The organism is Luteibacter sp. E-22, assembly GCF_049913125.1.
Classification (GTDB): domain Bacteria; phylum Pseudomonadota; class Gammaproteobacteria; order Xanthomonadales; family Rhodanobacteraceae; genus Luteibacter.
In genome coordinates this window covers 1,871,180-1,895,732 of sequence record NZ_CP183975.1, presented here as the reverse complement: position 1 = coordinate 1,895,732, position 24,553 = coordinate 1,871,180, and the positions used below count along the sequence as shown (strand labels likewise).

At 67.2% G+C, this 24,553-nt stretch carries 28 protein-coding genes, 1 tRNA gene and 1 other RNA gene; 6 read left to right on the top strand and 24 right to left on the bottom strand.

The genetic code is table 11. The features are described from left to right. Nucleotides 1–23: 23 nt before the first annotated feature. From ACN9M2_RS08595 to ACN9M2_RS08515, 17 genes are all read right to left on the bottom strand, one after another. Entirely contained in the window at nucleotides 24–752 is a 729-nt protein-coding gene (locus ACN9M2_RS08595; protein ID WP_426287662.1) for an NADH-quinone oxidoreductase subunit C, read from the bottom strand. A gap of 13 nt (nucleotides 753–765) precedes the next feature. Then, nucleotides 766–1,320, bottom strand: a complete 555-nt coding sequence (locus ACN9M2_RS08590; protein WP_072321341.1) for a NuoB/complex I 20 kDa subunit family protein — start codon at nucleotides 1,318–1,320, stop codon at nucleotides 766–768. Next, complete coding sequence (locus ACN9M2_RS08585; protein ID WP_306847396.1) at nucleotides 1,311–1,667, bottom strand: NADH-quinone oxidoreductase subunit A; 357 nt, start codon at nucleotides 1,665–1,667, stop codon at nucleotides 1,311–1,313. Before ACN9M2_RS08585 ends, ACN9M2_RS08590 begins: the two co-directional genes overlap by 10 nt. A gap of 253 nt (nucleotides 1,668–1,920) precedes the next feature. Further along, entirely contained in the window at nucleotides 1,921–2,280 is a 360-nt protein-coding gene (locus tag ACN9M2_RS08580) for a PilZ domain-containing protein (RefSeq protein WP_306847397.1), read from the bottom strand. Between the two features lie 34 nt (nucleotides 2,281–2,314). Then, entirely contained in the window at nucleotides 2,315–3,277 is a 963-nt protein-coding gene (locus ACN9M2_RS08575; RefSeq protein WP_426287661.1) for a PIG-L deacetylase family protein, read from the bottom strand. Nucleotides 3,278–3,340: 63 nt separating this feature from the next. Beyond that, nucleotides 3,341–4,276 carry a DNA polymerase III subunit delta' gene (holB, locus tag ACN9M2_RS08570; RefSeq protein ID WP_426287660.1) on the bottom strand — a complete coding sequence of 312 codons (936 nt, stop codon included), beginning with the start codon at nucleotides 4,274–4,276 and terminating at the stop codon, nucleotides 3,341–3,343. Continuing rightward, entirely contained in the window at nucleotides 4,273–4,923 is a 651-nt protein-coding gene (tmk, locus tag ACN9M2_RS08565) for a dTMP kinase (protein WP_426287659.1), read from the bottom strand. Before tmk ends, holB begins: the two co-directional genes overlap by 4 nt. Continuing rightward, nucleotides 4,914–5,942, bottom strand: a complete 1,029-nt coding sequence (mltG, locus tag ACN9M2_RS08560; RefSeq protein WP_426287658.1) for an endolytic transglycosylase MltG — start codon at nucleotides 5,940–5,942, stop codon at nucleotides 4,914–4,916. The genes tmk and mltG overlap by 10 nt, the downstream gene beginning before the upstream one ends. Continuing rightward, a complete protein-coding gene (pabC, locus tag ACN9M2_RS08555; RefSeq protein WP_426287657.1) occupies nucleotides 5,939–6,775 on the bottom strand; it encodes an aminodeoxychorismate lyase in 837 nt (278 codons plus the stop codon). The genes mltG and pabC overlap by 4 nt, the downstream gene beginning before the upstream one ends. Continuing rightward, on the bottom strand, nucleotides 6,772–8,118 hold the full coding sequence (locus ACN9M2_RS08550) for an aminodeoxychorismate synthase component I (protein ID WP_426287656.1): 1,347 nt from the start codon (nucleotides 8,116–8,118) through the stop codon (nucleotides 6,772–6,774). Before ACN9M2_RS08550 ends, pabC begins: the two co-directional genes overlap by 4 nt. 4 nt (nucleotides 8,119–8,122) lie before the next feature. Further along, nucleotides 8,123–9,412, bottom strand: coding sequence for a beta-ketoacyl-ACP synthase II (gene fabF / locus ACN9M2_RS08545; RefSeq protein WP_426287655.1), 1,290 nt, complete (start codon nucleotides 9,410–9,412; stop codon nucleotides 8,123–8,125). A 150-nt stretch (nucleotides 9,413–9,562) separates the two neighbouring features. Beyond that, a complete protein-coding gene (acpP, locus tag ACN9M2_RS08540) occupies nucleotides 9,563–9,802 on the bottom strand; it encodes an acyl carrier protein (RefSeq protein ID WP_426287654.1) in 240 nt (79 codons plus the stop codon). Nucleotides 9,803–9,972: 170 nt separating this feature from the next. Further along, complete coding sequence (gene fabG / locus ACN9M2_RS08535) at nucleotides 9,973–10,716, bottom strand: 3-oxoacyl-ACP reductase FabG (protein WP_426287653.1); 744 nt, start codon at nucleotides 10,714–10,716, stop codon at nucleotides 9,973–9,975. 27 nt (nucleotides 10,717–10,743) lie between these two features. Beyond that, on the bottom strand, nucleotides 10,744–11,694 hold the full coding sequence (gene fabD / locus ACN9M2_RS08530; RefSeq protein ID WP_426287652.1) for an ACP S-malonyltransferase: 951 nt from the start codon (nucleotides 11,692–11,694) through the stop codon (nucleotides 10,744–10,746). A gap of 139 nt (nucleotides 11,695–11,833) precedes the next feature. Beyond that, nucleotides 11,834–12,802 (bottom strand): beta-ketoacyl-ACP synthase III, encoded by a 969-nt coding sequence (locus ACN9M2_RS08525; protein ID WP_371023073.1) that lies wholly within the window; start codon nucleotides 12,800–12,802, stop codon nucleotides 11,834–11,836. Between the two features lie 132 nt (nucleotides 12,803–12,934). Next, on the bottom strand, nucleotides 12,935–13,129 hold the full coding sequence (gene rpmF / locus ACN9M2_RS08520) for a 50S ribosomal protein L32 (RefSeq protein ID WP_072321355.1): 195 nt from the start codon (nucleotides 13,127–13,129) through the stop codon (nucleotides 12,935–12,937). Nucleotides 13,130–13,147: 18 nt separating this feature from the next. Further along, nucleotides 13,148–13,663: a YceD family protein gene (locus ACN9M2_RS08515; RefSeq protein WP_426287651.1), complete on the bottom strand. Its 516-nt coding sequence runs from the start codon at nucleotides 13,661–13,663 to the stop codon at nucleotides 13,148–13,150. 157 nt (nucleotides 13,664–13,820) lie between these two features. On the opposite strand from ACN9M2_RS08515, the gene ACN9M2_RS08510 reads away from it, so the two are divergent. Beyond that, nucleotides 13,821–14,267, top strand: a complete 447-nt coding sequence (locus ACN9M2_RS08510) for a hypothetical protein (protein WP_371023004.1) — start codon at nucleotides 13,821–13,823, stop codon at nucleotides 14,265–14,267. Nucleotides 14,268–14,269: 2 nt separating this feature from the next. Then, nucleotides 14,270–14,854 (top strand): Maf family protein, encoded by a 585-nt coding sequence (locus ACN9M2_RS08505; protein WP_426287650.1) that lies wholly within the window; start codon nucleotides 14,270–14,272, stop codon nucleotides 14,852–14,854. Between the two features lie 13 nt (nucleotides 14,855–14,867). Here the strand turns inward: ACN9M2_RS08505 and ACN9M2_RS08500 are convergent, their stop codons facing one another. Then, the gene (locus ACN9M2_RS08500; protein ID WP_426287649.1) at nucleotides 14,868–16,487 is read right to left on the bottom strand and encodes an ArnT family glycosyltransferase; all 1,620 of its coding nucleotides are present in this window, start codon (nucleotides 16,485–16,487) and stop codon (nucleotides 14,868–14,870) included. Between the two features lie 5 nt (nucleotides 16,488–16,492). Between ACN9M2_RS08500 and ACN9M2_RS08495 the strand changes: the two genes are divergently transcribed. From ACN9M2_RS08495 to ACN9M2_RS08480, 4 genes are read left to right on the top strand one after another with little or no spacing between them, the layout of a single operon-like run. Further along, nucleotides 16,493–17,434 carry an AAA family ATPase gene (locus ACN9M2_RS08495; RefSeq protein ID WP_426287648.1) on the top strand — a complete coding sequence of 314 codons (942 nt, stop codon included), beginning with the start codon at nucleotides 16,493–16,495 and terminating at the stop codon, nucleotides 17,432–17,434. Continuing rightward, nucleotides 17,434–18,390 (top strand): DUF58 domain-containing protein, encoded by a 957-nt coding sequence (locus tag ACN9M2_RS08490; RefSeq protein ID WP_426287647.1) that lies wholly within the window; start codon nucleotides 17,434–17,436, stop codon nucleotides 18,388–18,390. The genes ACN9M2_RS08495 and ACN9M2_RS08490 overlap by 1 nt, the downstream gene beginning before the upstream one ends. Nucleotides 18,391–18,434: 44 nt before the next feature. Then, nucleotides 18,435–20,381 (top strand): transglutaminase TgpA family protein, encoded by a 1,947-nt coding sequence (locus ACN9M2_RS08485; RefSeq protein WP_426287646.1) that lies wholly within the window; start codon nucleotides 18,435–18,437, stop codon nucleotides 20,379–20,381. Nucleotides 20,382–20,425: 44 nt separating this feature from the next. Further along, nucleotides 20,426–21,028: a Slp family lipoprotein gene (locus ACN9M2_RS08480; protein ID WP_371023010.1), complete on the top strand. Its 603-nt coding sequence runs from the start codon at nucleotides 20,426–20,428 to the stop codon at nucleotides 21,026–21,028. Nucleotides 21,029–21,242: 214 nt separating this feature from the next. Here the strand turns inward: ACN9M2_RS08480 and ACN9M2_RS08475 are convergent, their stop codons facing one another. The 6 genes from ACN9M2_RS08475 to ACN9M2_RS08450 form a co-directional block, all read right to left on the bottom strand. Continuing rightward, a complete protein-coding gene (locus ACN9M2_RS08475) occupies nucleotides 21,243–21,587 on the bottom strand; it encodes a histidine triad nucleotide-binding protein (protein ID WP_426287645.1) in 345 nt (114 codons plus the stop codon). A 20-nt stretch (nucleotides 21,588–21,607) separates the two neighbouring features. Continuing rightward, complete coding sequence (gene recR / locus ACN9M2_RS08470; protein WP_426287644.1) at nucleotides 21,608–22,210, bottom strand: recombination mediator RecR; 603 nt, start codon at nucleotides 22,208–22,210, stop codon at nucleotides 21,608–21,610. A gap of 18 nt (nucleotides 22,211–22,228) precedes the next feature. Beyond that, complete coding sequence (locus ACN9M2_RS08465) at nucleotides 22,229–22,552, bottom strand: YbaB/EbfC family nucleoid-associated protein (RefSeq protein WP_306847417.1); 324 nt, start codon at nucleotides 22,550–22,552, stop codon at nucleotides 22,229–22,231. Continuing rightward, nucleotides 22,549–24,246 carry a DNA polymerase III subunit gamma/tau gene (dnaX, locus tag ACN9M2_RS08460; RefSeq protein WP_426287643.1) on the bottom strand — a complete coding sequence of 566 codons (1,698 nt, stop codon included), beginning with the start codon at nucleotides 24,244–24,246 and terminating at the stop codon, nucleotides 22,549–22,551. Before dnaX ends, ACN9M2_RS08465 begins: the two co-directional genes overlap by 4 nt. A gap of 77 nt (nucleotides 24,247–24,323) precedes the next feature. After that, nucleotides 24,324–24,420, bottom strand: an RNA gene (ffs, locus tag ACN9M2_RS08455) — signal recognition particle sRNA small type. A gap of 26 nt (nucleotides 24,421–24,446) precedes the next feature. Further along, nucleotides 24,447–24,537, bottom strand: a tRNA-Ser gene (locus ACN9M2_RS08450). Between the last annotated feature and the right edge of the window lie 16 nt (nucleotides 24,538–24,553).

Below are 24,553 nucleotides of genomic sequence, written 5' to 3'. Positions count from 1 at the left end.
TAGTTGCGGATTTCTTCCACGGCTTAGTTCTCCCGCCAGTGATCGGCGGATTCCGCCCTGGCCTGATCGAGGTCGGCGTCGTTGCGGATCGTGCGCGGCACCAGCACGCGCGGTTCGATCGAGACCGGTTCGTAGACGACACGCTTCTGCTCGGGGTCGTAGCGGACCTCGACGTTGCCGATCAGCGGGAAATCCTTGCGGAACGGATGGCCCACGAAGCCGTAGTCGGTGAGGATGCGGCGAAGATCGGGATGGCCGTCGAAGATGATGCCGAACAGGTCGAACGTCTCGCGCTCGAACCAGTCCGCGCCCGGCCACACAGGCGTGATCGACGGCACGACGGGGAAGGCGTCGTCCTCGCAGAACGCGCGCAAGCGGATGCGCTGGTTGAGTTCGATCGACAGCAGATGGATGACGGCGGCGTAACGGCGCGGCAACTCGACGGCACGCGGGCGTTCGGCCCACGTGAAGCGGCCGGCCGACTGTCCTTCCACGCCGCGCGAGAAGCTCTCGCCCTGCGCGGTGTCGGTATCCCATTCGGTCTGGCCGTAGCTGAGGTAATCGACACCACAGACATCGATGACGGTGGTGAAACGGAATCCGGCCTCGTCGCGCAGCGCCGTGGCGACGGAGATGAGGTCGCGCGGGGCCACCTCGGCGGTGACCTCGTTGCGCTCGACCTTGACCACCAGCATGTCGCCGAAGCGCGCGGCCAGCCGTTCGACCAGCGAGGTCTCGTTAGTAACGCTCATGTGCGATGCCCTGTTAACGCGCGATCGTGTGGGTGCGGCGGATCTTCTTCTGCAACTGCAGGATGCCGTGGATCAGCGCTTCGGCCGTCGGCGGGCAACCCGGCACGTAGATATCGACCGGAACGATGCGATCGCAGCCACGCACGACCGAATAGGAGTAGTGGTAATAACCGCCGCCATTGGCGCAGGAGCCCATGGAGATGACCCACTTCGGGTCGGGCATCTGGTCGTAGACCTTGCGCAGCGCAGGGGCCATCTTGTTGACCAGCGTGCCGGCGACGATCATCACGTCGGACTGGCGCGGGCTGGGACGGAAGATGACGCCGTAACGGTCGAGGTCGAGGCGCGCGGCACCCGCATGCATCATCTCGACGGCGCAGCACGCCAGGCCGAAGGTCATCGGCCACATCGAACCGGTGCGCGCCCAGTTCATCAATGCGTCGATGCTGGTGACGCCGAAACCACGGTTCACGACCGGCGCGTCGCCGTTCGGACGGAGGATGTCGTCGACGAGGTTCAGCGGTTCCGGGTTGTGCATCACCCGGTCGATGCTGGTCATCACTCCCATTCGAGCGCTCCCTTCTTCCAGACGTAAGCGAAACCGACCACGAGCAGCGCGAGGAACAGCGCCATCTCGATCAGCGCGATGGCGCCGATCTTGTCGAACACCACCGCCCACGGAAACAGGAAGGCGATTTCGAGGTCGAAGATGATGAAGAGGATGGCGATGAGGTAATAGCGCACGTCGAACTTCATGCGCGCATCCTCGAAGGCTTCGAAGCCGCACTCGTAGGGCGACAGCTTCTCCGATTCCGGACGGCGCGGCCCGGCGAGCATGCCGACCACCAGAAGGACGCTGCCAAGGCCGATGGCGACGGCGATGAACAACAGGACGGGCCAATATTGGGCAAGCACGATGCTGCGTACCTCCGCGCCTCGCTGGGCGCATCAGTGACCGTCGACGGGGACGAGCGGTCCGGCTAGTGTCGCCGGAGCTTTTTTCGAATCGATCCAAACGGATAGACCCGTGCCGGCGCGGCGGGCGCGCCAACGACTCCGGATATCCACAATCTCACGTTGGGGAACCGATCTATTGTACCAGTGCGTGCAGGTATTCCGACAAGCCTTGATAAGGGAAAAACTGCATCGCGATGGTGCAATCGCAGGGTTACATCGTCTGGGTGGGACGCTCGGAGGCGAGGGTTCCGGCCAGCAGTCCCTCGATGCGCTGTCGCGCGGCCTCGCTCTCGGGCGACTCGTTGAACTGGATGCCCACCCCAGCCGTGCGATTGCCCTGCGCACCCACCGGCGTGATCCAGACCACCCTGCCGGCGACCGACAGGCGCTCGTTCTCGTCGATGAGGGTGACCAGCAGGGCCACTTCGTCGCCCAGGCTGTAGCGCTGGGCGGTGGGTGCGAACAGCCCACCCGTCTTCAGATAGGGCATGTACGAGATGTACAGGGAATTCACGTCCTTGATCTTCAGGGAAAGAATGCCCTGTCGCGGCGAGGAGCTGGTGGCGGTCATGGCGTGGAATCCCCTTGGCTGAGCGGCATCCTAGCTAGGCGACGGGCCGGGCCACAAGCCCGAACGGCTCGGGGTCCTGCCCCGTCCAGCCATAGCGATCGTAGATCCAGGGCGTGGAAAGATCGGCGGTCAGCTTGACGAAGGCCGGGCCGGGAGCGTCGCGCAGGGGCAGCACCCAGCCATCGCCTGCCCGCTCCAGGGGCGCCTTGCGCCAGGGCCATGTGGCCACGCCCTGCCCGTCGGCCAGCACCAGGCGCAGACGGGTGCGGGCCAGCGGACCCGGCCGCCACGGCAAACGCAGCGATCCCTTGCCGGGCGCGGGCGGCGGGCGGTCGAACCGTTCGGGGCGCGCGGCCACGGCGAGCATTCGCTTGCGGCTCAGGGCCATCTGGGTGGCGTGTTCCAGCACGGCCTCGATCTTGGTCGCCTGTCGCTCCGGGTCCACATCCGGCACCAGGAGGTCTTCCGGCGCCGACCGCTCCGTGCCATGCACCATGTAGGTGAGCACATCGGCCCGCGACCCGGTCGCCGCCAGGGCCAGGCGTGCGAGCACATGGGCCGAGCCATGATCGGGGTGGGTGTCGCCCAGGTCGGGAATGACGACGAGGCTGGGTCGCGTCCGCTCCATCACCCGACGGATGGCGACCACCGCCGCGGTGTGGCGCAGCCGCAGTTCCTCGGTCACCCGCATGTCGTGCCAGCCCAGCGCATGCAGGTGGTCGGGGCCGACGCCGAGGCGGGCCAGTGCCGATGCCACCTCGCCGCGACGCCGGGCGCCCCAGCGGGCGCGGCCCGCCTCGTCGATGACGAGGCGCCGCTCCATCCAGCGCTGTGGCCAGGGATTGTCGTCGCCATCGGTCAGCAACAGGACGTCGGCGCGACCACCCGCGGCCAGCGTCCGCTGGATCAGCATGCCAGCCGCCAGGGATTCGTCGTCGGGGTGCGGCGCGACCACCAGGAGGCGGGTGCTGCCGTCGATGACCGGATGGCGTGACACGTGGCTCTCCTTACGGCTCGGAAACGTCGGATCGATTAAGACCGAACGCGCGATAAGAGCGCGTCAACGCCACGCCGCGAGTAATTCGATGAGGATGAGGTCGGCCCGCAGCGGCCCACGCAAGGCGTCGCGCGCGCGATTGGCCTTGCCGTACCACCCGTCGAGCGCCTCGTCATCGAGCTGGCTGTCCAGCGGCACGGCCTTGCCTGACGCGCGTGCGCGCAGTTCGTCGGTAGCGGCCTGGGCGGCGAACCAGAGATAGCGCGAGGGATCGGCCGCCTGCCAGCGCTTGACGACTTCCATGGCTTCGCCCCGCCCCGCGGCGAGCGCCTTGAGGTCGTGGCGGACCTCGCCGCGCTGCTTTAAGGCGCCATCGGAGGCCCAGGCGCGGGCCATGCCGGGATTGCCACCCGCCGCTTCGAGGGCGGCGGGGGCGTCCTGCACACCCTCGGCGCGCAGCCATTCGAGGGCGGCCTCACGCGAGGGAACCAGGAAGTCGATCCGCTGGCAGCGGCTGCGGATCGTCGCGGGCAGGCGCGCCGGCTCGTCGGCCACGAGGGCGAGCAGGGTCGAGGGCGTGGGTTCTTCCAGTGTCTTCAGCAGTGCATTGGCCGCGGCCGCGTTCATCGCATCGGCGGGATCGATCGTGACGACTTGCCAACCACCGAACTGGCTCGCCATGGACAGGCGCTGGGACAGGTCGCGGATCTGGTCGACCACGATCTCACTACGGGTGACGCCGTCCTTGCGCAGGCCGAACGACAGGGCGACCAGGTCGGGATGGGTGCCGGCCGCGAGCAGCTGGCAACCACGGCAGGTGCCGCAGGCCACGCCGGCGACAGGATGCTGGCAGAGCAGCCCATTGACGAAGGCGGCGAGGAAATCGCGCTTGCCGAGGCCCGCCGGGCCGGCAAGCAACAGCGCGTGCGGAAGGGCGTCACGCTCGCGCCGCGCCTGTAAGCGCGCCCATGCGTCGGCGTGCCAGGGGCGGGCCGTCACGATGCGGCCTTCGCGAAGAGCCCGGCGACGCCGGCGATGGCCTGGTCGAGCACGTCACCGGGGGCCGCGCTGGCGTCCAGCACGCGGAAGCGTGCCGGATCGGCTGACGCTCGCTCGCGATACGCCTCGCGCACGCGCTCGAAGAAGGCGTCACCTTCCACCTCGATCCGGTCCGCCTCGCCACGACCCGCGGCGCGCGCGCGTCCCGTGCTCACCGGCAAGTCGAGTAGCAGGGTCACGTCGGGCTTGAGGCCATGCGCGGCCCAGCGTTCCAGTTCGGCGATGCGCTCGACCGGCTGGCCACGACCGCCGCCCTGGTACGCGTAGCTCGCATCCGTGAAGCGATCGCACAGCACCCAGCGGCCCGCGGCCAGTGCCGGATCGATCACCTGGCGCACCAGCTGGGCACGCGACGCGAACATGAGCAGCAGTTCGGCTTCGGCGCAGAGTTCGTTGTTGGCGGCATCCAGCACCACGCCGCGCACCGCCTCGCCGACGACCGTGCCGCCGGGCTCGCGGGTGACCACGAGATCGACACCGCGCTCGCGAAGGTGTGCTTCGAGGCCGCGCAGCAAGGTGCTCTTGCCGGCGCCTTCGCCACCTTCGAGGGTAATCAGCCGGCCGCGCATGGGAGTGGTCACTGGCATCGCTTCAATTGGTAACAGGCCACGGCCCGGTTGTGTTCTTCGAGGGTGGACGAGAAGACGTGACTGCCGTCGCCACGGGCGACGAAGTACAGCTCCTTGCCCTCGGCGGGATGCAGCGCAGCCTGGATCGCCGCACGCCCCGGCAGGGCGATCGGCGTGGGCGGCAGGCCCACCCGCATATACGTATTGTAAGGGGTGTCGGTCGTGAGGTCGCTCTTGTGGATGTTTCCCGCATAGGCGGCACCCATCCCGTAGATCACCGTCGGATCGGTCTGCAGCAGGATGCGCTGTTGCAGGCGGCGGACGAACACGCCGGCGATGCGCGGGCGCTCGTCCGCCCTGCCCGTCTCCTTCTCCACGATCGAGGCGAGGATGAGGGCCTCGTAGGGCGAAGCCAGGGGCAGCCCCTGCGCCCGGCCCGGCCATGCCGCGTCCAGTGTCTTCGTCATCGCCACGTACGCGCGCTTGAGGATGCTCGAATCGGTATCGCCCTTGACGTAGGCGTAGGTCTCCGGGAGGAAACGGCCTTCCGGGTTGTCACCCTCGGCACCCAGCTGTTTCATGATGCCGGCGTCGTCCATGCTCGCGGTGTCGTGGGTGAGCGTCTCCACCGAGGCGAGCGCACGGCGCAGGTCGGCGAAGGTCCAGCCGTCGACGATGGTGAAATTGCGCTGCATCACCTTGCCGCTGGCCATGTCGCCGATGAGGTCGCGCGGCGTCATGCCCGGACGCAAGGCGTATTCGCCCGCATGCAGGCGACCTGACGCATGCATCTGCATCGCGAGCAATCGCCAGTACAGCGGCGAGGCCCGGCTGGCCTTGCGATTGCGCAGGTCGCGCACGATGTCCTTGAACGAAGCCCCGCGCGCCACGTCGATGCTCTGCCCGGCCGCGGGAACCGCCAGCGGGGTGCGGGCGAAGCGCGCCCAATCGAACCAAAGCCAGGAGCCCGTAGCGATGATGGCGATCAGCACTGCCAGCAGGATGACTCGCCAGAGGGCGATGCCGCGCACTTTCATCGATCGGATTCCTTCGAACCTGTAGGCAACGGCAGGCCGATGTCGCGCCAATGCGCCTGCAAGGCGCGGGTGACGGGACCGGGCTGCCACGAACGGGTCGCGAAAACCCGAACCGGGAGAATGCCGCGAACGGCGGAGGTGAGGAAGACCTCGTCGGCCTCGACGAGTCGAGCGGGGTTCATCCGCACCTCCGCCACATCGCGCACGGCCAGGATTTCCGCACGAGCCACGCCCGCCACGCCACAGGAATCGACCGGCGGCGTGACCAGCTGGCCGCCGAACACGGCGAACAGGTTGGCGGCCGTCGCGCAGACGATGTCGCCATCCATGTCGAGCATCAGCCCCTCGCCCACCGCCGGATCGTTCCACTCCGCGCGCGCCAGGACCTGTTCGAGCCGGTTGAGGTGCTTCATCCCGGCGAGCAGGGGCTGGGCCGCCAGCCGCGTATCGCACAAGCGAACGGCCATGCCGTCCTCATACGGCGGCGCTTGCAGCGCCAGCGGCGCAACCGTCACCACCAGGGTCGGACGAGGCGAAGCGGGTGGCGCGTAGCCACGCACGCCCTCACCGCGCGAGAGGGTCACCCGGGCGACGCCATCGGCGAGGCCGCGGGAAAGCCGCCCCACCTCGGCAAGGACCGCATCCATGTCCGGCGAGGGTATGCGCAACCGGCGGCAGCCCTGTCGAAAGCGCGCTTCGTGGCGCGGCCACAGCGGAACCCGCCCGCCCGCGACGCGCAGCGTTTCGAACAGTCCATCGCCGTAAGTGAAACCACGATCGGTGACGGAAACACGATCGGCGTCGATGAAATCGACGGAGGTGCGAGTGCTCATGCCGCGCCGAACACGCGCAGCAGGCCGCGCGCCTTGGCCCGGGTCTCGTCGAGTTCCTTCTCGGGCACCGAATCGACGACGATGCCCGCACCGGCGCGCAGCGACACCTGCGCGCCCTCGACGGCCAGCGTGCGGATGAGGATGTTCAGGTCCATGTCGCCGTTGTCATCGACATAACCGAGCGCGCCGGTGTACGCACCGCGCGGCTCCTGCTCGATCGCGCCGATGATCTCCATGCAACGCACCTTGGGGCATCCGGTGATGGTGCCGCCCGGAAAGGTCGCGGCGATCACCTGTCCCGGGGTCACGCCCGTGCGTGCGCGGCCACGGACGTTCGACACGATGTGGTGCACGTGCGCGTAGCTTTCCACCGCCATGAGTTCATCGACCTTCACGCTGCCCGGTACGCAGACGCGCCCGAGGTCGTTGCGCTCGAGATCGATCAGCATCACATGCTCGGCTCGCTCCTTCGGATGGGTGGTGAGTTCGCGGATGCGCTCCGCGTCGTCGTCACCCGCCAATCGGGGACGCGTACCGGCGATGGGGCGCGTCTGCAGGATGCCGTCGCGCGATTCCACCAGCCGCTCCGGCGAGGAACTGACGATGGCCCAGCCCGACTGCTGCAGGAGGCCGGCGAACGGTGCGGGATTGGCGCGCCGCAGTGCCTGCATCAGATGGGCCGGAGCCGGCGGTTCGGCGAACGTGGCCGTCCAGCGGCGCGAAAGGTTCACCTGGAAGACGTCGCCTGCCCGCAGGTGCTCGTGCACGCGATGTACGCCATCGAGGAACCGCGAGGGCTCATCTTCCTCCACGCTCCGCGGCGCCGGCAGCGGCACGTCGGAAAGCACGGCATCCACGTCGGCGGCGAGCACGTCCAGCCAGTCCTCGGCACCTTCTTCGGCAAGCAGGATCGTGCGCTGCTCCACGTGGTCGACGATGACGGCCGCGGGAACACGTAGCGCGAACGCGACGGGAGCGGCGCCACGTGTGGATGGAAGACGCAGGCTCGGCTCGATCTGGCCGACCAGTTCGTAACCGAGATAGACCACCCATCCGCCATGGAACGGAAGCCCGTCGTCGACGCGCGGCTTGCGATCCGCCGCCCAGGCGCCGTCGAACGCATCGAGGAAATCGCCGGGCACGATGGCGCCCTGCGCATCACGGGTAACCCCATCGGCGGACAACGTCAGTGACGCATCGCCCGCCGCGAAGAGGATGTCGAAGCGCGACTGCGGCGTACCGGTAACCGCACTGGCCAGCAACGCGACATAGCGCTCCGGATGCGACGCGGCCGGCGCGAGCAGATCGCGCCGGCCGGCCAGGGTTCGCGTGACGAAAGCCAACGCGTCAGACGCGACGGAAAACGAGCGTACCGTTGGTGCCGCCGAAGCCGAACGAATTCGACATGACCACCTCGATGTCCGCCTTCTCCGCCTTGTTCGGCACGAGGTCCATGCCCAGTGCCGCGACTTCCGGATCAACGTCCACGAGGTTCATCGTGGGCGGCATGATGCCCTCGCGCAGGGCCTGGATGGAGAAGATCGCTTCCACGCCACCCGCTGCGCCGAGCAGATGGCCGGTGACCGACTTGGTGGAGCTGACCGCGAACTGGCCCTTCTTCGTGGCGTGTTCGCCGAACACGTTGCGGATGGCCTTGGCTTCGCCCAGGTCGCCCACGGGCGTGGACGTGCCGTGCGCATTGACGTACCGCACGTCGGACGGCTGGATGCCCGCGTCGTGCAGCGCGTTGCGCATCGCCAGTTCGGCACCGTCGCCACTGGGCGAGGTGATGTGGTAAGCGTCACCGCTCATGCCGAAACCGATGAGTTCGGCGAGGATGTTCGCGCCGCGCGCCTTGGCGAACTCGTATTCCTCGAGCATCAACATGCCCGCGCCGTTGGACAGCAGGAAGCCGTCACGGCCGACGTCCCACGGACGGCTGGCATGCGCCGGGTCGTCGTTGCGCGTGGACATCGCCTTGGCCGAGCAGAAACCGGCCATGGCCGTCGGCGTGGTCGCGAACTCCGCGCCGCCCGCCAGCATCGCATCGGCATCGCCGTACTGGATCAGGCGCATGGCCATGCCGATGTTGTGCGCGGCCGTGGTGCATGCCGATACCAGCGCGATGTTCGGACCCTTCAGGCCGTGGTAGATCGACAGGTTGCCGGCCACCATGTTGATGATCGAACTCGGCACATAGAACGGCGAGACCTTGCGCGGGCCCTTTTCCGCCAGTTCGAGGGCCGTGCCCTCGATGGTATGCAGGCCACCGATGCCGGCACCCGCGGCGACGCCGATCCGGCCGGCGTTCTCGTCGGTCACTACGAGGCCCGACTGACGGAACGCATGCGTGCCGGCGACGATGCCGTAGTGGATGAACGGGTCCATCCGCTTGAAGTCCTTCGCGATGGAGCGCCGTTCGTCGTCCGGCGTATCGGTGCCGGCGAAGTACGCGTCGACGGCATCGAAACCATCGACCTCACCCGCGATGCGGGTGGTGTAGGCGCTGGCGTCGAATGCGGTCACAGGGCCGATGCCGCTGTTACCTTCGACGACGTTCTTCCAGGCGGTGGCGACATCGTTGCCGACCGGCGAGACGATGCCCATACCGGTCACTACCACACGTCGTTTACTCATGCGTTCTCATCCTTCACTGTGTTCCGCGCAAACCATACGCGGGCGCAGGTTGCGTTAGACGCAAACGAAAACTGCGCCATGAGGCGCAGCTTCCGTGTCGCTCGGAGATCGACGGGAGGCGGCGCCTCCGATCGACAGCCAGTCGCTCGATCAGGCCTTGACGTGGGCCTTGACGTAATCGACCGCCTGCTGGACCGTCGTGATCTTTTCGGCTTCTTCGTCCGGGATCTCGCATTCGAACTCTTCTTCGAGAGCCATCACGAGCTCAACGGTGTCGAGCGAATCGGCGCCCAGATCGTCCACGAACGAAGCGTTCGGGCTGACTTCATCTTCCTTAACGCCCAGCTGTTCAACGACGATCTTCTTGACGCGCTCTTCGATGGTGCTCATGTTGCCTTTACCTCCCGAGGGAAAAATCCGGCGGCATTGTAGTGGCTAAGGACAGAACCCGCCAACACAGCGCCGTCACGTGGGTGACGCCCGGTTTTTCTTAGCCGGGCGCGAAATAACGATTGTCTCTCAAAAACGGGCCGGTGGCGACTGCCGCCAGCCCTGGCCCATCAGGGCATATACATGCCACCGTTGACGTGCAACGTCTCGCCGGTGATGTACTTGGCCGCCGGAGAGGCCAGGAAGGCCACCGCCTCGGCGATATCGCCGGCTTCACCCAGGTGGCCCAGGGCGATGCCCGAAAGCAGCGCGGTACGCTGTTCTTCCGGCAGGGCACGGGTCATGTCGGTGTCGATGAAGCCCGGCGCCACCACGTTCACGGTGATTCCGCGGGAACCGATCTCACGGGCCAGCGATTTCGAGAACGCGATGATGCCGGCCTTGGCGGCCGCGTAGTTCGCCTGCCCCGGGTTGCCGGTGACGCCGACCACCGAGGCGATGCTGACGATCCGGCCCTTGCGCGCCTTCATCATCCCGCGCATCACCGCTTTCGACGTGCGGAACACCGAGGTGAGGTTGGTTTCGATGATGGCGCTCCAGTCCTCTTCCTTCATGCGCATGAGGAGCTGGTCGCGCGTTATGCCGGCGTTGTTCACCAGGATCGAGATGGCGCCGGTTTCCTTGCCGATGCCATCGATGAGCGATTCGATCGCCCCGGCGTCGGTCACATCAAGCACGCGGCCATGACCGCCGTGCGCGGCGAGGCGCTCGCCGATGGCCTTGGCACCGGCTTCGCTGGTGGCGGTGCCGTACACGGTGGCGCCGAGCGAGGCGAGGCGATCGGCGATCGCCGCACCGATACCGCGGCTGGCGCCGGTGACGAGGGCGATTTCACCCTGCAGGGATGAGCTCATGGGAATGTCCTGTGGTACTTGAAGGGATCAGGCGGACGCGGGGGACAGCGCCGCCTCGAGGTCGGCCGGGGTGCCGATGGCCTTGCCATCGATCGACTTGTCGATGCGCTTGATGAGGCCGGAAAGGACCTTACCCGGGCCGCATTCCATCGTCTGGACGATTCCTGCGGCGGCCAGCGCCTGCACGCATTCGGTCCAGCGTACCGGCAAGTAGAGCTGACGCATCAGCGCGCCGCGGATGTCTTCCAGGGATGCATGCACCCGGGCATCGGCGTTCTGGACCACCGGGATCGAGGGCAGGCGCCACTCCAACGCGTTCATCGCTTCCCCGAGCTTGTCGGCCGCATCGCGCATGAGCATGCAATGCGAGGGCACGGACACAGCCAGCTTCACCGCCTTCTTCACCCCAAGCTCGGCCAGGCGGGCGAGCGCGCGGTCCACCGCCTCGGCGTGGCCGGCGATCACCAGTTGCCCGGGGGAGTTGTAGTTGGCCGGGGCGACGACCTGGCCCTGGGCGACTTCCTCGCAAACCTGGGCGATCTGCGCGTCGTCGCCGCCGAGGATGGCCGCCATGGCGCCCACACCGGGCGGCACCGCGGCCTGCATCAGGCGGCCGCGCTGGGCGACCAAGCCTGCCGCATCCTTCAGCGAGAGCGCGCCAGCGGCTACCAGGGCGCTGTACTCGCCCAGGCTGTGACCGGAGAGGTAGGCCGGCGCCGGGCCACCCAGCTTCTGCCACACGCGCCAGACGGCGACGCTGGCGGCCAGGAGGGCCGGTTGCGTGTTTTCCGTGCTGTTGAGGATGTCCTCGGGGCCATTCTGGCTGATGTCCCAAAGATCGATGCCGGCGCCCGCCGAGGCTTCCTCGAAGGTGGCGCGGACTTCCCCGTGCGCCGCGGCCAGGTCGGCCAGCATGCCGACGGACTGCGAACCCTGACCGGGGAAAACGAAGGCGAGCGATGCACTGGATGAGGTCATGCGAAGCGATTCCGGTACTTCAAACCGCGCATGGTGCCAGCAACCGATGGGCGAATGCACCATTCGCGGGCGTGTGGAGCGTTGCCAACCCAGGGGAAGACTCCCTGTGGGAGTCGACCCTGCCGGCGATTTCGGCGGCCTAGTAGCGCAGCAGCGCCGAAGCCCAGGTGAAGCCGCCGCCGAACGCTTCCAGCAACAGGTTCTGGCCACGCTGGACCTTGCCCGAGCGCACGGCGTAGTCGAGCGCGAGCGGCACGGAGCCCGAGGACGTGTTGGCGTGCTTGTCCACCGTGACGATGACCCGGTCCATCGACATGTTCAGGCGCTTGGCCGTCGCCTCGATGATGCGCAGGTTCGCCTGGTGCGGGATCAGCCAGTCGATCTCCTCTTCCTTCATGCCGGCGTCCTCGAGGGTCTCGCCCACCAGGGAATCCAGCGTCTTCACCGCGACCTTGAAGACCTCGCGCCCGAGCATGTTGATGCGCACGCCATGGTTGGGTTCGTCGGTGAACCCGGCGGACACACCCACCGGATTGAACAGCAGGTGTTTGAATCCCCCGTCGGCGCGCATGCGCGTGGTGAAGATGCCCGGCTCGTCCGAGGCCTCCAGCACCACGGCGCCGGCACCGTCGCCGAACAGGACGCAGGTCTCGCGCTCGGTCCAGTCGACCATGCGGGTGAGCGTTTCGGCGCCGATCACCAGGGCCTTCTTCGACTGGCCACTGCGCATGAAGGCGTTGGCCACGCCCAGCGCGTAGACGAAGCCCGAGCATGCCGCGTTGACGTCGAACGCCGCGCAACCGTTGGCGCCCAGCCGATGCTGCACGAGGCAGGCGGTGGACGGGAAGATGATGTCGGGGGTGGTGGTGCCGAGCACGATGAGGTCGATCTCGGACGCCTTGACCCCGGCGGCCTCGAGCGCGCGCTGCGCGGCGAGGAAGGCGAGGTCACCGGTGGTTTCACCGTCCGCCGCGATGTGGCGCTCGGTGATGCCGGTGCGCGTGCGGATCCACTCGTCGCTCGTGTCGACGATCTTTTCGAGGTCGGCATTGGTCAGCACTTTCTCGGGAAGCGCGCTGCCGGTACCGATGATGCGGGCGTATTTCAGAACCGTATCCCCATGTGAGGGAGGATTCGCCCGGAACGATGTCTGCCCCGGGGCCGGAAAACTGGATGCCACAAACGCAAAACGGCGCGTTACCGCGCCGCCTGCGTTGTGATCTTCCCCAAGGTAGGGAGATCAGTCCTCGACTTCAACCGCGCCGCGGGTGTCGATGACCTTCTTGCCACGGTAGAAGCCATCCTTCGTCACGTGGTGACGCAGGTGGACTTCGCCGCTCGTCGGATCGGTCGACAGCTGCACGGTCTTCAGCGCATCGTGCGAACGACGCATGCCGCGGGTGGACGGGGTCTTGCGGCTTTTGGCAACGGCCATGACAAATCTCCAGCGAAATTACTTTATGAGTCCGCGGAGTGCCGCGAACGGGTTTTCAGATGTTTCCTGCGAGGGTGTTTCGTCCTCGCCGGGTCCGGTTACATCGTCGGGCAACTCATGGTCCGGATTGACCGGAACCAGGGGCAGCGCCAACAGCAGTTCATCTTCGATCGTCGCGACCAGGTCGAGCTTGCCATCCTGTTCGACCAGCAGCGCTTCGTAACCCGGGGGCAGCGAAGCCTCTTCACTTTCCTCGACGATCAGTCCGAGACGGGTATCGACCTCGACCGGCAGTTGGAAAGGCTCCAGGGAACGCTGGCAAATCAGCGTCAGCTGGGCTTTCGCAAGCACGGCCACGTAGGCGGTACCGAATTCGTCGCGACCGAAATCCAGTGTGTAGGTCACGTCCCCCTCGGAGGACACGACCACCTCTCCGAGACGCTTGAATGCGGACACGGGGAGCTGACCCTGGAACGAACGCCGCGCACGAACCTCGCGCCAAGCGTCCACGGACGATGGCAAAGTCACGGACATAATCGTGAAATGGTAGGCATCAACACCCTTGAAGTCAACCGGTTAGGCGTCCGGCATCCAGGAACGGCACGCTTTTGCGCAGTGTCGGGACTTTCGGGCAGACTCGCTTCCTTCAGGCCAGTTTGCCGCAGCACGCCTACCAGGGGGAAGAGGTCGCGTGTTTTCCTTTGCCTATTATGCACTTGCCGGGGTGATCGTCGTCGCCGTGGGCTTGTGTGCGTGGACGGTACGGCACCAGCGCTCGCGGCGCCGGCATGGCGCCCTGCAAGACCTCATGGACAATGCCGATCGACTGGAGTCCGATCTCAAGGACTGTCGCGACCGCCTGCAGCGAGCCCACGCCGTCATGTCGGTCAGCCCCGACCTGCCCGCCACCGGCGAGGTCGAAGCCCAGCAAGCGGTCGACTCGGGGCTGCGCGCCCTGCTCCAGCAGCGCCTGTGGATACGCGACCGGGCGCCGGACGCCAGCCAGCGTGAACTGGACGAGGCGGTGGACGCCCTGGTCAGGGCCCGGCATCAGCTCGAACCGCGGTTGCGTGCCCTCGACGATGCGCAGACGGCGCTCGATACCGCCGTGCGCGAACATATCCACAAGGAATTCTGATCGTGTCGCCGCAAGCCACCGTCGTCCTCGCCTCCACTTCGCCCTACCGCGCCAGCCTGTTGCGGCGCCTGCTCGAACACTTCGAGCAGGCCTCGCCGGGCACCGATGAAGCCGCCCTCCCGGATGAGCGTCCCGGCGCCAGGGCGGCTCGCCTGGCGGAGGCCAAGGCGCGCGCGGTGATGGAGACCCGTCCGGGCGCGGTCGTGATCGGCTCGGACCAGGTCGCCGATCTCGATGGCACCGTGCTGGACAAGCCGGTCACCGTGCATGCGGCACACAAGCAACTGGCAGCCAGTTCGGGCCGCGAAGTGATCTTCCACACGGCGGTCTGCGTGATCGACTTGCGGGGGGACGCGACAACGCATGTCGACCAGACGCGGGTGCGTTTCCGCGAACTGAGCACGGCAGACATCGCCCGTTATGTCGAACGCGAACGGCCCCTCGACTGCGCAGGAAGCTTCAAGTGCGAGGGCCTGGGCATCGCCTTGTTCGAACGTATCGACAATGAAGACCCGACGGCGCTGATCGGCCTTCCGTTGATCGCCACCTCACGATTGCTGCGCGCCGCCGGGGTCGTGCTTCCGTAGGTTTTCGCGAAGGCTATGGGACAAGCGATGCCCGATAGGCCGAGGTCCACACCACGCAGGCATCGGGATCGGTCGACGAACCGCGCATCGCACGCGCGGTGGCTGCGTACAAGGCGAAACGCCGGCGTCCATCGAAGCGATCCACCCGTTCCAAGGGTGCCGCGCCTTCCACGCGCGAACAGAGCGAGCCCAGCCAGTCCTTCTTCTCTCGCTCCCGCAACGACGTTTCGTCGACCACGAGCAGGAGAGGCTGCCCCGCATGCGCCGCGAGCGCCGATTCGTCGAGCCGCCAGGCCGCGAGTTGCGCCGCGCGCCCATGCTTGGTGTTCAAGGGACTGTCCAGCGAATACACCTCGCGCGCACCACCCAACGCGAAGCGCAGCTCTGCCGCGAGCATGAAGTTGTCGGCCACGACGATCGCCCCAGGCCGAAGCGCGAGCTGCTTGTGGACCGCCTGCGCGCTTTCGCTCCAGCCGGTGAAGTTCGAGGGGAAGGCCTTGACGCCGGCGAGACGCGCCGCGCCGTCCTTCGAAGCGGCCAGCCCCAGATAACCCAGGCCAGCCGCAAGGCCGAAACCGGCGAGCACGAACCCCGCGAACGCCGTCCGCCGCCAGGCCGTGGGGGCATCGCGAAGCAGGCCCGGCAGGACGGCGCAGATCAGCACATATCCGGGCAGCGGCCAGTGCACGCGGAAACGTATGTCGTCCGCGAAGAGGCCGAGCACGAAATACGCCACGACGAAGGTGCCGGCGATGATCGCCACCGCATCGAAAGGTGCCTCGTCGCGTCGCCGCCACGATCGCCACAACGCCCACAACATCACAGCCCATGCCACGGGCGTGCAGGTGACCGCCTGCTCGAGCGGCTGCACCAGGGCATCGGCATGGAAGCGCCATGGGTTACGTTCGACGACCTGGAACGCGATCCCCGCGCCTTGCGACCCCACGTTGTAGAAGATGAGCGGCAGCAGGCCGATGGAAGCGATCGCCGATGCCAGCCACAGGCCGGGCCGCGACCACTGTGCACGGCCACGCGGCATCGCCAACAGGAAGATCACCCCGGCAAGCATCGCCATCGCGGCCCGGTAATGCGTGGCCCATGCGATGGCGAGCCCCAGTCCAAGCCATGCCCAGTCGCGAAGCCGGGCGGTTTCCAGCGCCGCGAGCAGGCCCCGTGTCGCCAGCACGATCGCGAAGGTGAGCGGCACGTCCGGCAACGCCAAGACGCCAAGGCTTCCCACCAGCGGCAACACCAGGGCGAAGGTAGCCGCCTGCCAACGCTCCGCGTCACCACCGTAGCGTCTTGCGATGGCGGCCACCTGCCACGGCACGCAGGCGCCGATAAGAAGGAACGGCAGGCGCATGGCGAAAAGGCCATGACCGAGCACACCCTCGGAAAGGGCGATCAACCATGCGGTAAGCGGCGGAAGGTCGCTATAGCCCCACGCGGGCGCGAGGCTCTCCTGCCAATAGAATGCCTCGTCACCGAAGGGCGACAACGTGCACGCTATGACCACCTTGGCGATGAAGGACACGGTTAGCAGGACGAGGAACATTCCTCGCCAGGATCGCGCCGGCACCGCTACACTCGAACGCTCACTCATCGACATGGCCAGGACGGGGGGCAGACGCATCGATCATGTCCGCGACGAATCCACTCCACGATGAAATGCTCCGGCATCGCCTGGATGCCGCCCTGGCCCAGGTCAACGGGGTGCTGTTGGGCAAGCCTCGCCAGGTGAAGCTGGCCTTCACCTGCCTCATCGCAGGCGGGCACCTGCTGCTGGAGGACGTGCCCGGGGTCGGCAAGACCACGCTCGCGCATGCGCTGGCCGCTACGTTCGATCTCGACTTCCAGCGCATCCAGTTCACCAGTGACCTCCTGCCGTCGGACATTATCGGGGTCAGCGTGTACGAGCGCGAGACCGGCGAATTCCGTTTTCATCCCGGCTCCATTTTCACCAGCCTGCTGCTCGCCGACGAGATCAACCGGGCCACGCCGAAATCGCAGAGCGCCCTGCTGGAAGCGATGGCCGAAGGCCAGGTCACCGTCGACGGCGTCACCCGCGAACTGCCACGTCCCTTCTTCGTCGTGGCGACGCAGAACCCACTCGATCTGGCCGGCACCTTCCCCCTGCCCGATTCGCAGCTGGATCGCTTCATGCTGCGGCTCAGCCTCGATTACCCCGACCCCGCCGCGGAACGCGCCCTGCTCATCGGCGAGGATCGCCGCGACATGATGGCTTCGCTCACGCCGCGCCTCGACATCGCGGCGATCGGTCAGCTGCATGCCGCGGCGCAGTCGGTGAAAGTCAGCTCCGCGCTGCTCGACTACCTCCAGGCCCTGCTTGCCGCCAGCCGGAAACACAACGAGGTGCGCGTGGGCCTCTCGCCCCGCGCCGGCCTGGCCTTGCTCGCCGCGTCGCGTTCGTGGGCCTTGTTGAGCGGCCGCGACTACGTGATCCCGGAAGACCTGCAGACCGTCTTCGTGCCGGCCACCGCGCACCGCCTCGTTCCCGGTCGCGGCAGCCACCGCGAAGCCATCGCGCGATCCATCCTGGCCGAGACCGCGGTGCCCTGATGCCACCACGCGCCCAGCGGCTGGTCGCGTGGGCGGAACGCCGCCTGCCTTCGCTGACCCGGTTGCGCCAACGCGAATCCCTGCCCATCCAGCTGCATCGCCGGCGCATCTACATCGTGCCGACCGGTTTCGGCGTGGGCTTTTCCGTGCTGCTCGGCGTGATGCTGGTGGGTTCGCTCAACTACGCCAACAACGCGGCGCTGATGCTCACCTGCCTGCTTGGCGCCGCTACCGCCGGCAGCATGCTCGTGGCCTTTCGTGTACTCAACGGCCTGACCATCGGCGGCCTTCGCGCCGGAACCGCCCGGGCCGGCGAACCCATCCGCGTGTCGCTCGACATCGGTGCCAGCCAGCGCGAACGCATGGCGGTGCGTCTCGATATCCAGGGGCGGGAGCACGTTTTCATCGTACCTGCCGGCGCCGCCACGACCGTGGAATTCGACCTGCCCACGGAGTTCCGCGGATGGCTGGCACTGCCACGCATGCGATTGCACAGCCGCTGGCCGCTGGGCATGTTCCGCGTATGGAGCTGGCTCAATCCCGATCGCGCCGTGCTCATCTATCCGCGCCCCGAGGCGCTCGGCCCCAAGCCCTTCGAACCGCGTGGCGATGCCGATCGCGGACGGCCACGCCCCGGTGACGAACTGGCCGCCCTGCGCGAATACCGGCCGGGCGATCCGCGGCGGCAGATCGCCTGGAAATTGAGCGCACGTCACCATGGCCTGCTGGTGAAGGATCTCGAACAACCCGCTCCTCAGGAAGACTGGCGGCTGGATTGGGACGGCATGCATGGCCTCGACGACGAGTCGCGCATCGCGCGCCTCGCCCGATGGATCGACGAGGCGAGGGAAACCGGCAGGCGCTGGAGCCTGAAACTGCCGGACGGGTATTTCGACGTCGCCCTGGGCGACGAGCACTACCACCGTTGCATGACCGCCCTGGCGCTGCGGCCGTGACCGGCGTCCGGCCCTCGCTGCGCCGCCGGCCGACAGGCGAGCCCGTGCTCCACGCACGATCGTTCGACCTGCTCTGCCTCAGCATGGGCTTCGTGCTGCTGGTCCACGCCGCGCACCTGCCATGGTGGCTGACCACCGCCCTGGGCGTCGTGCTCGTCGCCCGTTGGCAGCAGCGCCGCCGCGGCGGCCGGAACGCGCCCTTCTGGATCAAGCTGCCGCTCATCGGGCTGCTGCTGGCCGCGGTGATCCTGCAGAACGGCACCTTGTTCGGACGCGAACCGGGCAGTGCATTCGCCGTCGGGCTGCTGGTGCTCAAGCTGCTGGAGAGCGAGCACCGGCGCGATGCGCGAGTCGGTATCGCGTTCGCGTGCTTCGCCTTGATGAGCGCCCTGCTCTTCGACCAGGGCCTGGTCGCCAGCCTCTTCGTGAGCCTGGGACTGGTGCCGGCACTGGCCACGTTGCGCTCACTGGAGGAAGTGGAGCCGCAGGCGACGCCATGGTCACGCGAGTTCACGCCTGTGCTTCTCGTGTTGCTTGCCGCCGTGCCGCTGTCGTTGTTCGCCTTCCTTTTCGTGCCACGCCTCAGCACGCCGCTCTGGGGCACGCCTCAGAACAGCCAGGCGGTCACCGGCTTGTCGAACCGGTTGGCGCCGGGCGCCATGCTCGACCTGATGACTGACGACACGCCGGCTCTGCGCGTCAGCTTCGACGGTCCACCGCCACCGAATACCGCTCGCTATTTCCGCGCATACACGATGCAACTGTTCGATGGCGATGGTTGGAGCCCGGGCTCGCGCAGCACGCGGCGCCCGCCGTCGGACGCCGAATACGGCAAGCGCATCGCATACCAGGCGTCGCTCGAACCGACCCATGACCGGGTCGTGCCGATGCTCGATCTGGCGACGATGGCGCCACCCGACACCGTCCTGCGGCCGGACCACACGGTGTTGGCCAACCGGCGCATCGACGAGGTGCTGACCTTCTCCGCGCTCGCCGCCACCGGTTATCGATTCGAACCGGTCCTGGACGAGGGTGTTCGTCGCGACAACCTGCAACTGCCGATGGGCGCCGGACCGAAGGCACGCGAGTTGGCGGTGTCCTGGGCGCAACGTTATGGCGCCGATCATGCGGCCATCGCGCGAGCCGCCCTGGCGATGTTCCATGACGGTTTTTCGTACACGCTCGCGCCTGCCCCGCTGGGCAGGGACCGGATCGACGACTTCCTGTTCCAGACGCGCGAAGGCTACTGCGAACACTTCGCCTCGGCCTTCACCTTCCTCATGCGTGCGGCCGGCATTCCCGCCCGCGTGGTCACCGGTTACCAGGGTGGCTACTGGAACACCACGGGTAGTTACCTGCTGGTACGCCGATCGGACGCGCACGCATGGTCGGAGCTCTGGCTGGAAGGCCGTGGCTGGGTGCGTTTCGATCCCACCGCCTCGGTCAGGCCCGAGCGCGTGCAGTTGGGTGCGGCCGCGGCCGCGGCGGGACATGGCGGCGAGGAAGGACTGTTCGACATGCCCTGGTTGCGCAACTTGCGCGACCGCTGGGATGTCGTCAACCAATGGTGGAACCGCGGCGTTATCGGTTTCGACGCGTTACGCCAGCAGGGACTGCTGCAGCCGTTCGGCATCGCCCATGCCGAGGTCACCGATCTTGCACTGGTCTTTGCGGTCGGCTGTGCCTTGCTGGTGGCGGCCGCGCTGGGCTGGGCGTTGTTCCAGCGTCGTGAAGGCGATGCACTGGATGCGTGCATGCGGCGGCTACAGCGAAAGCTTGCGAAGGCAGGTGTTTCGCGACGGGCCGGCGAAGGACCCAAGCATTTCCTCGCGCGCGCCGCACGCGCGCTGCCCGCGCAAAGAAATGCATTGGAAAGGTTGAGCGAGCTTTACTTGCGGTTGCGCTACGGGTATGACGAACCGCCGCCTGAATCGGTGAGCGAATTCGGTCGTGCGGTGAAGGAATTAAAGGCGCGCCGCGTGGTCAAATAACAGGCATGGTATCGGCCGTGCCCGGTGCCTCCAGGAGATGTGACATGTCCATGTACAAACCGCTGGTCATCGCCGCCGCGACGCTGGCCCTTGGCGCATGCGCCACGGTGCCGCAGCCGTTGCAGGGCCAGTTCAACGACGTATCCACGGCCGGCGCCCAGCAAGGCGGCGCGCCGGGCGCCAAGGTGCGCTGGGGCGGCGAGATCATCAAGACCGAGCCGGGCCCGCAGCAGACCTGCTTCTTCGTCCTGTCCGAGCCGCTGGACAGCGAGGCCCGCCCGACCGCCAGCAAGACCGACAGCCAGGGCCGCTTCGTGGCCTGCCGCGACGGCTTCTACGATCCGGAGGTCTTCACCCGCGGGCGCGAGATCACCGTCACCGGCACCCTGCACGGCGCCGTCACGCAGAAGGTCGGCGATTTCGACTACGCCTACCCGCGCGTCGAGGCCGATGTCGTCTACCTGTGGCCCAAGCGCGTCCCGGTGACGCGATACCCGCCAGGCTTCTACGACCCGTTCTGGGGTCCGGGCTGGGGTCCGGGTTGGGGGCCGTACGGCTATGGTCCGTGGGGCGACCCGTTCTGGTACCGCCCGCGCACGATCATCGTGCCGCGCCCGGTCCCGCACCCGCCGCCGCGCGCGCGCTGAAGGTAGAAACGAAAAAGCCGGCGAAAGCCGGCTTCTTCGTTTCGGGTGTGGTTCGACCTTGTTCGTTTCGGGTGGGAGCCGACCTTGTCGGCGATCCCGCGGCAGCGGGCCAGATTGCGGCAAGCACCCATCGCCGACAAAGTCGGCTCCCACAACAAGGCCGGCTCCCACAGGCTTCCTTCCCCTCTCTTCGCTTCCCTTCCCTTCCCTTCGCTCAGCCCGGTGGCCAGGTCATCTGCCGGCCCGCGAGCAGGTGCACATGGATGTGGAACACGGTTTGCCCACCGTGGCTGTTGGTATTGATCACGGTGCGGTAGCCGTTTTCCGCCAGGCCCTGCGCACGCGCATACGAAGCCGTCGCCAGCAGCAGCTTGCCCAGCAACTCGGCATCGGCCGGCGTGGCATCGTCGAGCGTGGCGATCGCGCGCTTGGGGATGAACAACACGTGCACGGGCGCTTGCGGATTGAGGTCGCGGAACGCGAGCACATCGTCGTCCTCGTAGACGATATCGGCGGGAATTTCGCGGCGGACGATCTTGGCGAAGATGGTGTCGGACATGCGTCGTTTTTCCTTGGGGATCAGCCGAGCGATTGGCGGCTGCCGAATGCGTGGGCCAGCGTGCCTCGGTCGACGAACTCCAGTTCGCCGCCCAGGGGCACGCCATGCGCGAGGCGCGTGGCACGGATACCCGCGGCCTTCGCCAGCTGGCCGATGTAGTGCGCGGTGGCCTCGCCTTCGACGGTGGGGTTCGTGGCGATGATCATCTCGTCGACCTCGCCTTCGCCAAGCCGTTCGGCCAGCAGGGGCAAGCCCAGTTCGTCCGGACCGAGGCCGTCCAGCGGCGACAGCCTGCCGAGCAGTACGAAATAGTGGCCGCGATAGCCCGTGGCCTGCTCGATCGCGGCAAGATCGGAAGGCGATTCCACCACGCAAAGCACGTGCTTGTCGCGGCTGGGGCCTGCGCATAGCGAACACACCGGCGTCTCACTGAAATTGCGGCAACGGGTGCAGTTGCCCACGTCGCGCATCGCCGATTCCAATGCCGAGGCCAGACGCAGCCCGCCCTGCCGCTCGCGTTCGAGCAGGTGGAAAGCCATGCGCTGTGCGCTTTTCGCACCGACGCCCGGCAGGCAACGCAGGGCGTCGATCAACTCGCCAAGCAGGCGGGAACCGTTACTCATGGTCTAGGCGGCAATCCGTCAGAACGGCATCTTGAAGCCGGGCGGCAGGTTGAGCCCGGCGGTGACACCGCCGAGGCGGTTGCGGCTGAGTTCGGCGATCTTGTTCACCGCATCGTTGACGGCGGCGGCGACGAGGTCCTCGGCCATTTCCGGATCGTCGGCGAAGGCCTGGCGATCGATGTGCACGGAACGCACCTCATGGCCGCCGGTCATCGTCACGGTGACCAGGCCGCCACCGGCGCTGCCGGTGATTTCCGTCTTGGCGAGTTCGTCCTGCGCGCGCTTCATTTCGTCCTGCATGCGCTGGGCTTGCTGCATCAGTTGACCGATTTGACCTTTCACGTTCCTGGCTCCACGGGTTTGATCGATTGCGGGATGACGCGCGCGTCGAATTCGCGCTTGAGGGTCTGTACGAGCGGGTCGGCCTCCATCGAGGCCTCCGCGTTGGCCTGGGCCTCGTTGAGTGCCTGCGCCCTGCGCTCGGCGGGCGTGCCGAGGTTGCCGTGGTCGGCGACGAAGCGGAAGCGAACGCGGCGGCCGAGTGCCTGCGAGACCTTTTCTTCCATCTGGCTGGTGAGCGGTTCCACCGCCAGATGCATGTGCGAGGGCATCAAGGCCAGCACCATGTTCTCGCCCTCCACGCCACGCAACGAGCAGTTCTGCGCCAACTGGCCGATCGGCCCACGCAGGTTGGCGCGTTCGACGACCTCATGCCAGTCCGGAAGGCCGTTGGCGTCGACGGTGACCGGGCGCGGCGGCGCGGGCGGCGAGGCGACGGGAGCGGGTGCCGGAGCCGCGACGGGCGCGGCTTGCGGACGAGACACGGGTGCGGGTGCGGGTGCGGCCGGCGGACGAGATGGCGGAGTGGACGCCGCCGGACGCGGCGGTGCCGCCTGCGGTTGAGCGGCAGGCGACGGCGCGGCGTGCGCACGCGTCGGCGCGGCACCCTGTCCGGTTTCGGCCGGACGGAACGCGTACATGCGCAGCAGCACCATCTCGAAGCCGATACGGGCGTCCGGCGCCATCGGCAGTTCGCGACGACCATTGGTGACGATCTGGTAGTAGAGCTGGACGTCTTCCGGCACCATGCGCTCGGCGAGGGAGGCCAGCCCGGTGTCGCTTTCCTCGCCGCGATAGCCTGGCACCAGCTGGAGCAGCTGGACCCGGTGCAGCACGGTGGCCAGGTCGTCGAGCACGCCGGCGAAATCGGGCGAGAACGACGCGATGCGATCCGATTCGGCCATCAGCGCCGCGCCGTCGCCAGCGGCGAGCGCCTCTAGCACGCCCAGCACCTGGCCGCGCTCGACACTGCCGAGCATGGCGCGCACGTCGGCCGCGCGCAGCGAGCCGCCGCCGTAGGCGATCGCTTGGTCGAGCAGCGAAAGACCGTCGCGAAGCGAACCATCCGCGCCATGCGCGAGTTCGCCGATGGCCTCGTCTTCGTATTCGATGCCTTCCGCGCCAAGGATGTGCCGCATCTGTCCGGAGATCTGTTCCGGCAGCAGGCGCTTCAGGTTGAACTTGAGGCAGCGCGACAATACCGTCACCGGCAGCTTCTGCGGATCGGTGGTGGCGAGCAGGAACTTCACGTGCGGCGGCGGCTCTTCCAGCGTCTTCAGCAAGGCGTTGAAGGCCGGCTTGGAAAGCATGTGCACCTCGTCGACCAGGTACACCTTGAAGCGTCCACGCGAGGGCGCGTACTGCGCGTTCTCGATCACCTCGCGCACGTCGTCCACGCCGGTGTTGCTGGCCGCGTCGATCTCGAGCAGGTCGACGAAGCGGCCGGCGTCCACCGCCGTGCAGACGGCGCATTCGCCACAGGGATCGGCCGATTCACCGCGCTCGCAGTTGAGCGACTTGGCGAAGATGCGCGCGATCGTGGTCTTGCCCACGCCGCGGGTGCCGGTGAAGAGGTAGGCATGGTGCATGCGCCCGGAGTCGAGCGCGTTGGTCAGCGCGCGGACCACGTGCTCCTGACCCACGAGTTCGGCGAACTTGCGCGGGCGCCACTTGCGTGCGAGGACCTGATAGGACATGCGTAGTACCTTGGGACGACAGTGGATTGTGCCAAGGACCGGAGGGTCGCGAAAGCTTGCCCCCGAAAAGGCGATGACCCTGCCAGCCACACCCCGGCACCCGAATCGTCCGCTACCGTTGCTTCCTTCCGGACCTGGCGGAGTTTACGGACTATCGTCGCGGGGGGACCGACAGGGCCACCATAAGAGATAGGTGAAACTGGCGGAGAGGGCGGGATTCGAACCCGCGATACGCTATTAACGTATACACACTTTCCAGGCGTGCTCCTTAAACCACTCGGACACCTCTCCGCACTTGTACAACCTC

Coding starts and splice junctions, on each gene's coding strand:
- ACN9M2_RS08595 (WP_426287662.1), bottom strand. CDS start 752: ATGAGCGTTACTAACGAGACCTCGCTGGTCGAACGGCTGGCCGCGCGC.
- ACN9M2_RS08590 (WP_072321341.1), bottom strand. CDS start 1,320: ATGGGAGTGATGACCAGCATCGACCGGGTGATGCACAACCCGGAACCG.
- ACN9M2_RS08580 (WP_306847397.1), bottom strand. CDS start 2,280: ATGACCGCCACCAGCTCCTCGCCGCGACAGGGCATTCTTTCCCTGAAG.
- tmk (WP_426287659.1), bottom strand. CDS start 4,923: ATGCCAGTGACCACTCCCATGCGCGGCCGGCTGATTACCCTCGAAGGT.
- mltG (WP_426287658.1), bottom strand. CDS start 5,942: ATGAAAGTGCGCGGCATCGCCCTCTGGCGAGTCATCCTGCTGGCAGTG.
- pabC (WP_426287657.1), bottom strand. CDS start 6,775: ATGAGCACTCGCACCTCCGTCGATTTCATCGACGCCGATCGTGTTTCC.
- fabF (WP_426287655.1), bottom strand. CDS start 9,412: ATGAGTAAACGACGTGTGGTAGTGACCGGTATGGGCATCGTCTCGCCG.
- acpP (WP_426287654.1), bottom strand. CDS start 9,802: ATGAGCACCATCGAAGAGCGCGTCAAGAAGATCGTCGTTGAACAGCTG.
- fabG (WP_426287653.1), bottom strand. CDS start 10,716: ATGAGCTCATCCCTGCAGGGTGAAATCGCCCTCGTCACCGGCGCCAGC.
- fabD (WP_426287652.1), bottom strand. CDS start 11,694: ATGACCTCATCCAGTGCATCGCTCGCCTTCGTTTTCCCCGGTCAGGGT.
- rpmF (WP_072321355.1), bottom strand. CDS start 13,129: ATGGCCGTTGCCAAAAGCCGCAAGACCCCGTCCACCCGCGGCATGCGT.
- ACN9M2_RS08515 (WP_426287651.1), bottom strand. CDS start 13,663: ATGTCCGTGACTTTGCCATCGTCCGTGGACGCTTGGCGCGAGGTTCGT.
- ACN9M2_RS08500 (WP_426287649.1), bottom strand. CDS start 16,487: ATGCGTCTGCCCCCCGTCCTGGCCATGTCGATGAGTGAGCGTTCGAGT.
- ACN9M2_RS08495 (WP_426287648.1), top strand. CDS start 16,493: ATGTCCGCGACGAATCCACTCCACGATGAAATGCTCCGGCATCGCCTG.
- ACN9M2_RS08490 (WP_426287647.1), top strand. CDS start 17,434: ATGCCACCACGCGCCCAGCGGCTGGTCGCGTGGGCGGAACGCCGCCTG.
- ACN9M2_RS08480 (WP_371023010.1), top strand. CDS start 20,426: ATGTCCATGTACAAACCGCTGGTCATCGCCGCCGCGACGCTGGCCCTT.
- ACN9M2_RS08475 (WP_426287645.1), bottom strand. CDS start 21,587: ATGTCCGACACCATCTTCGCCAAGATCGTCCGCCGCGAAATTCCCGCC.
- recR (WP_426287644.1), bottom strand. CDS start 22,210: ATGAGTAACGGTTCCCGCCTGCTTGGCGAGTTGATCGACGCCCTGCGT.
- dnaX (WP_426287643.1), bottom strand. CDS start 24,246: ATGTCCTATCAGGTCCTCGCACGCAAGTGGCGCCCGCGCAAGTTCGCC.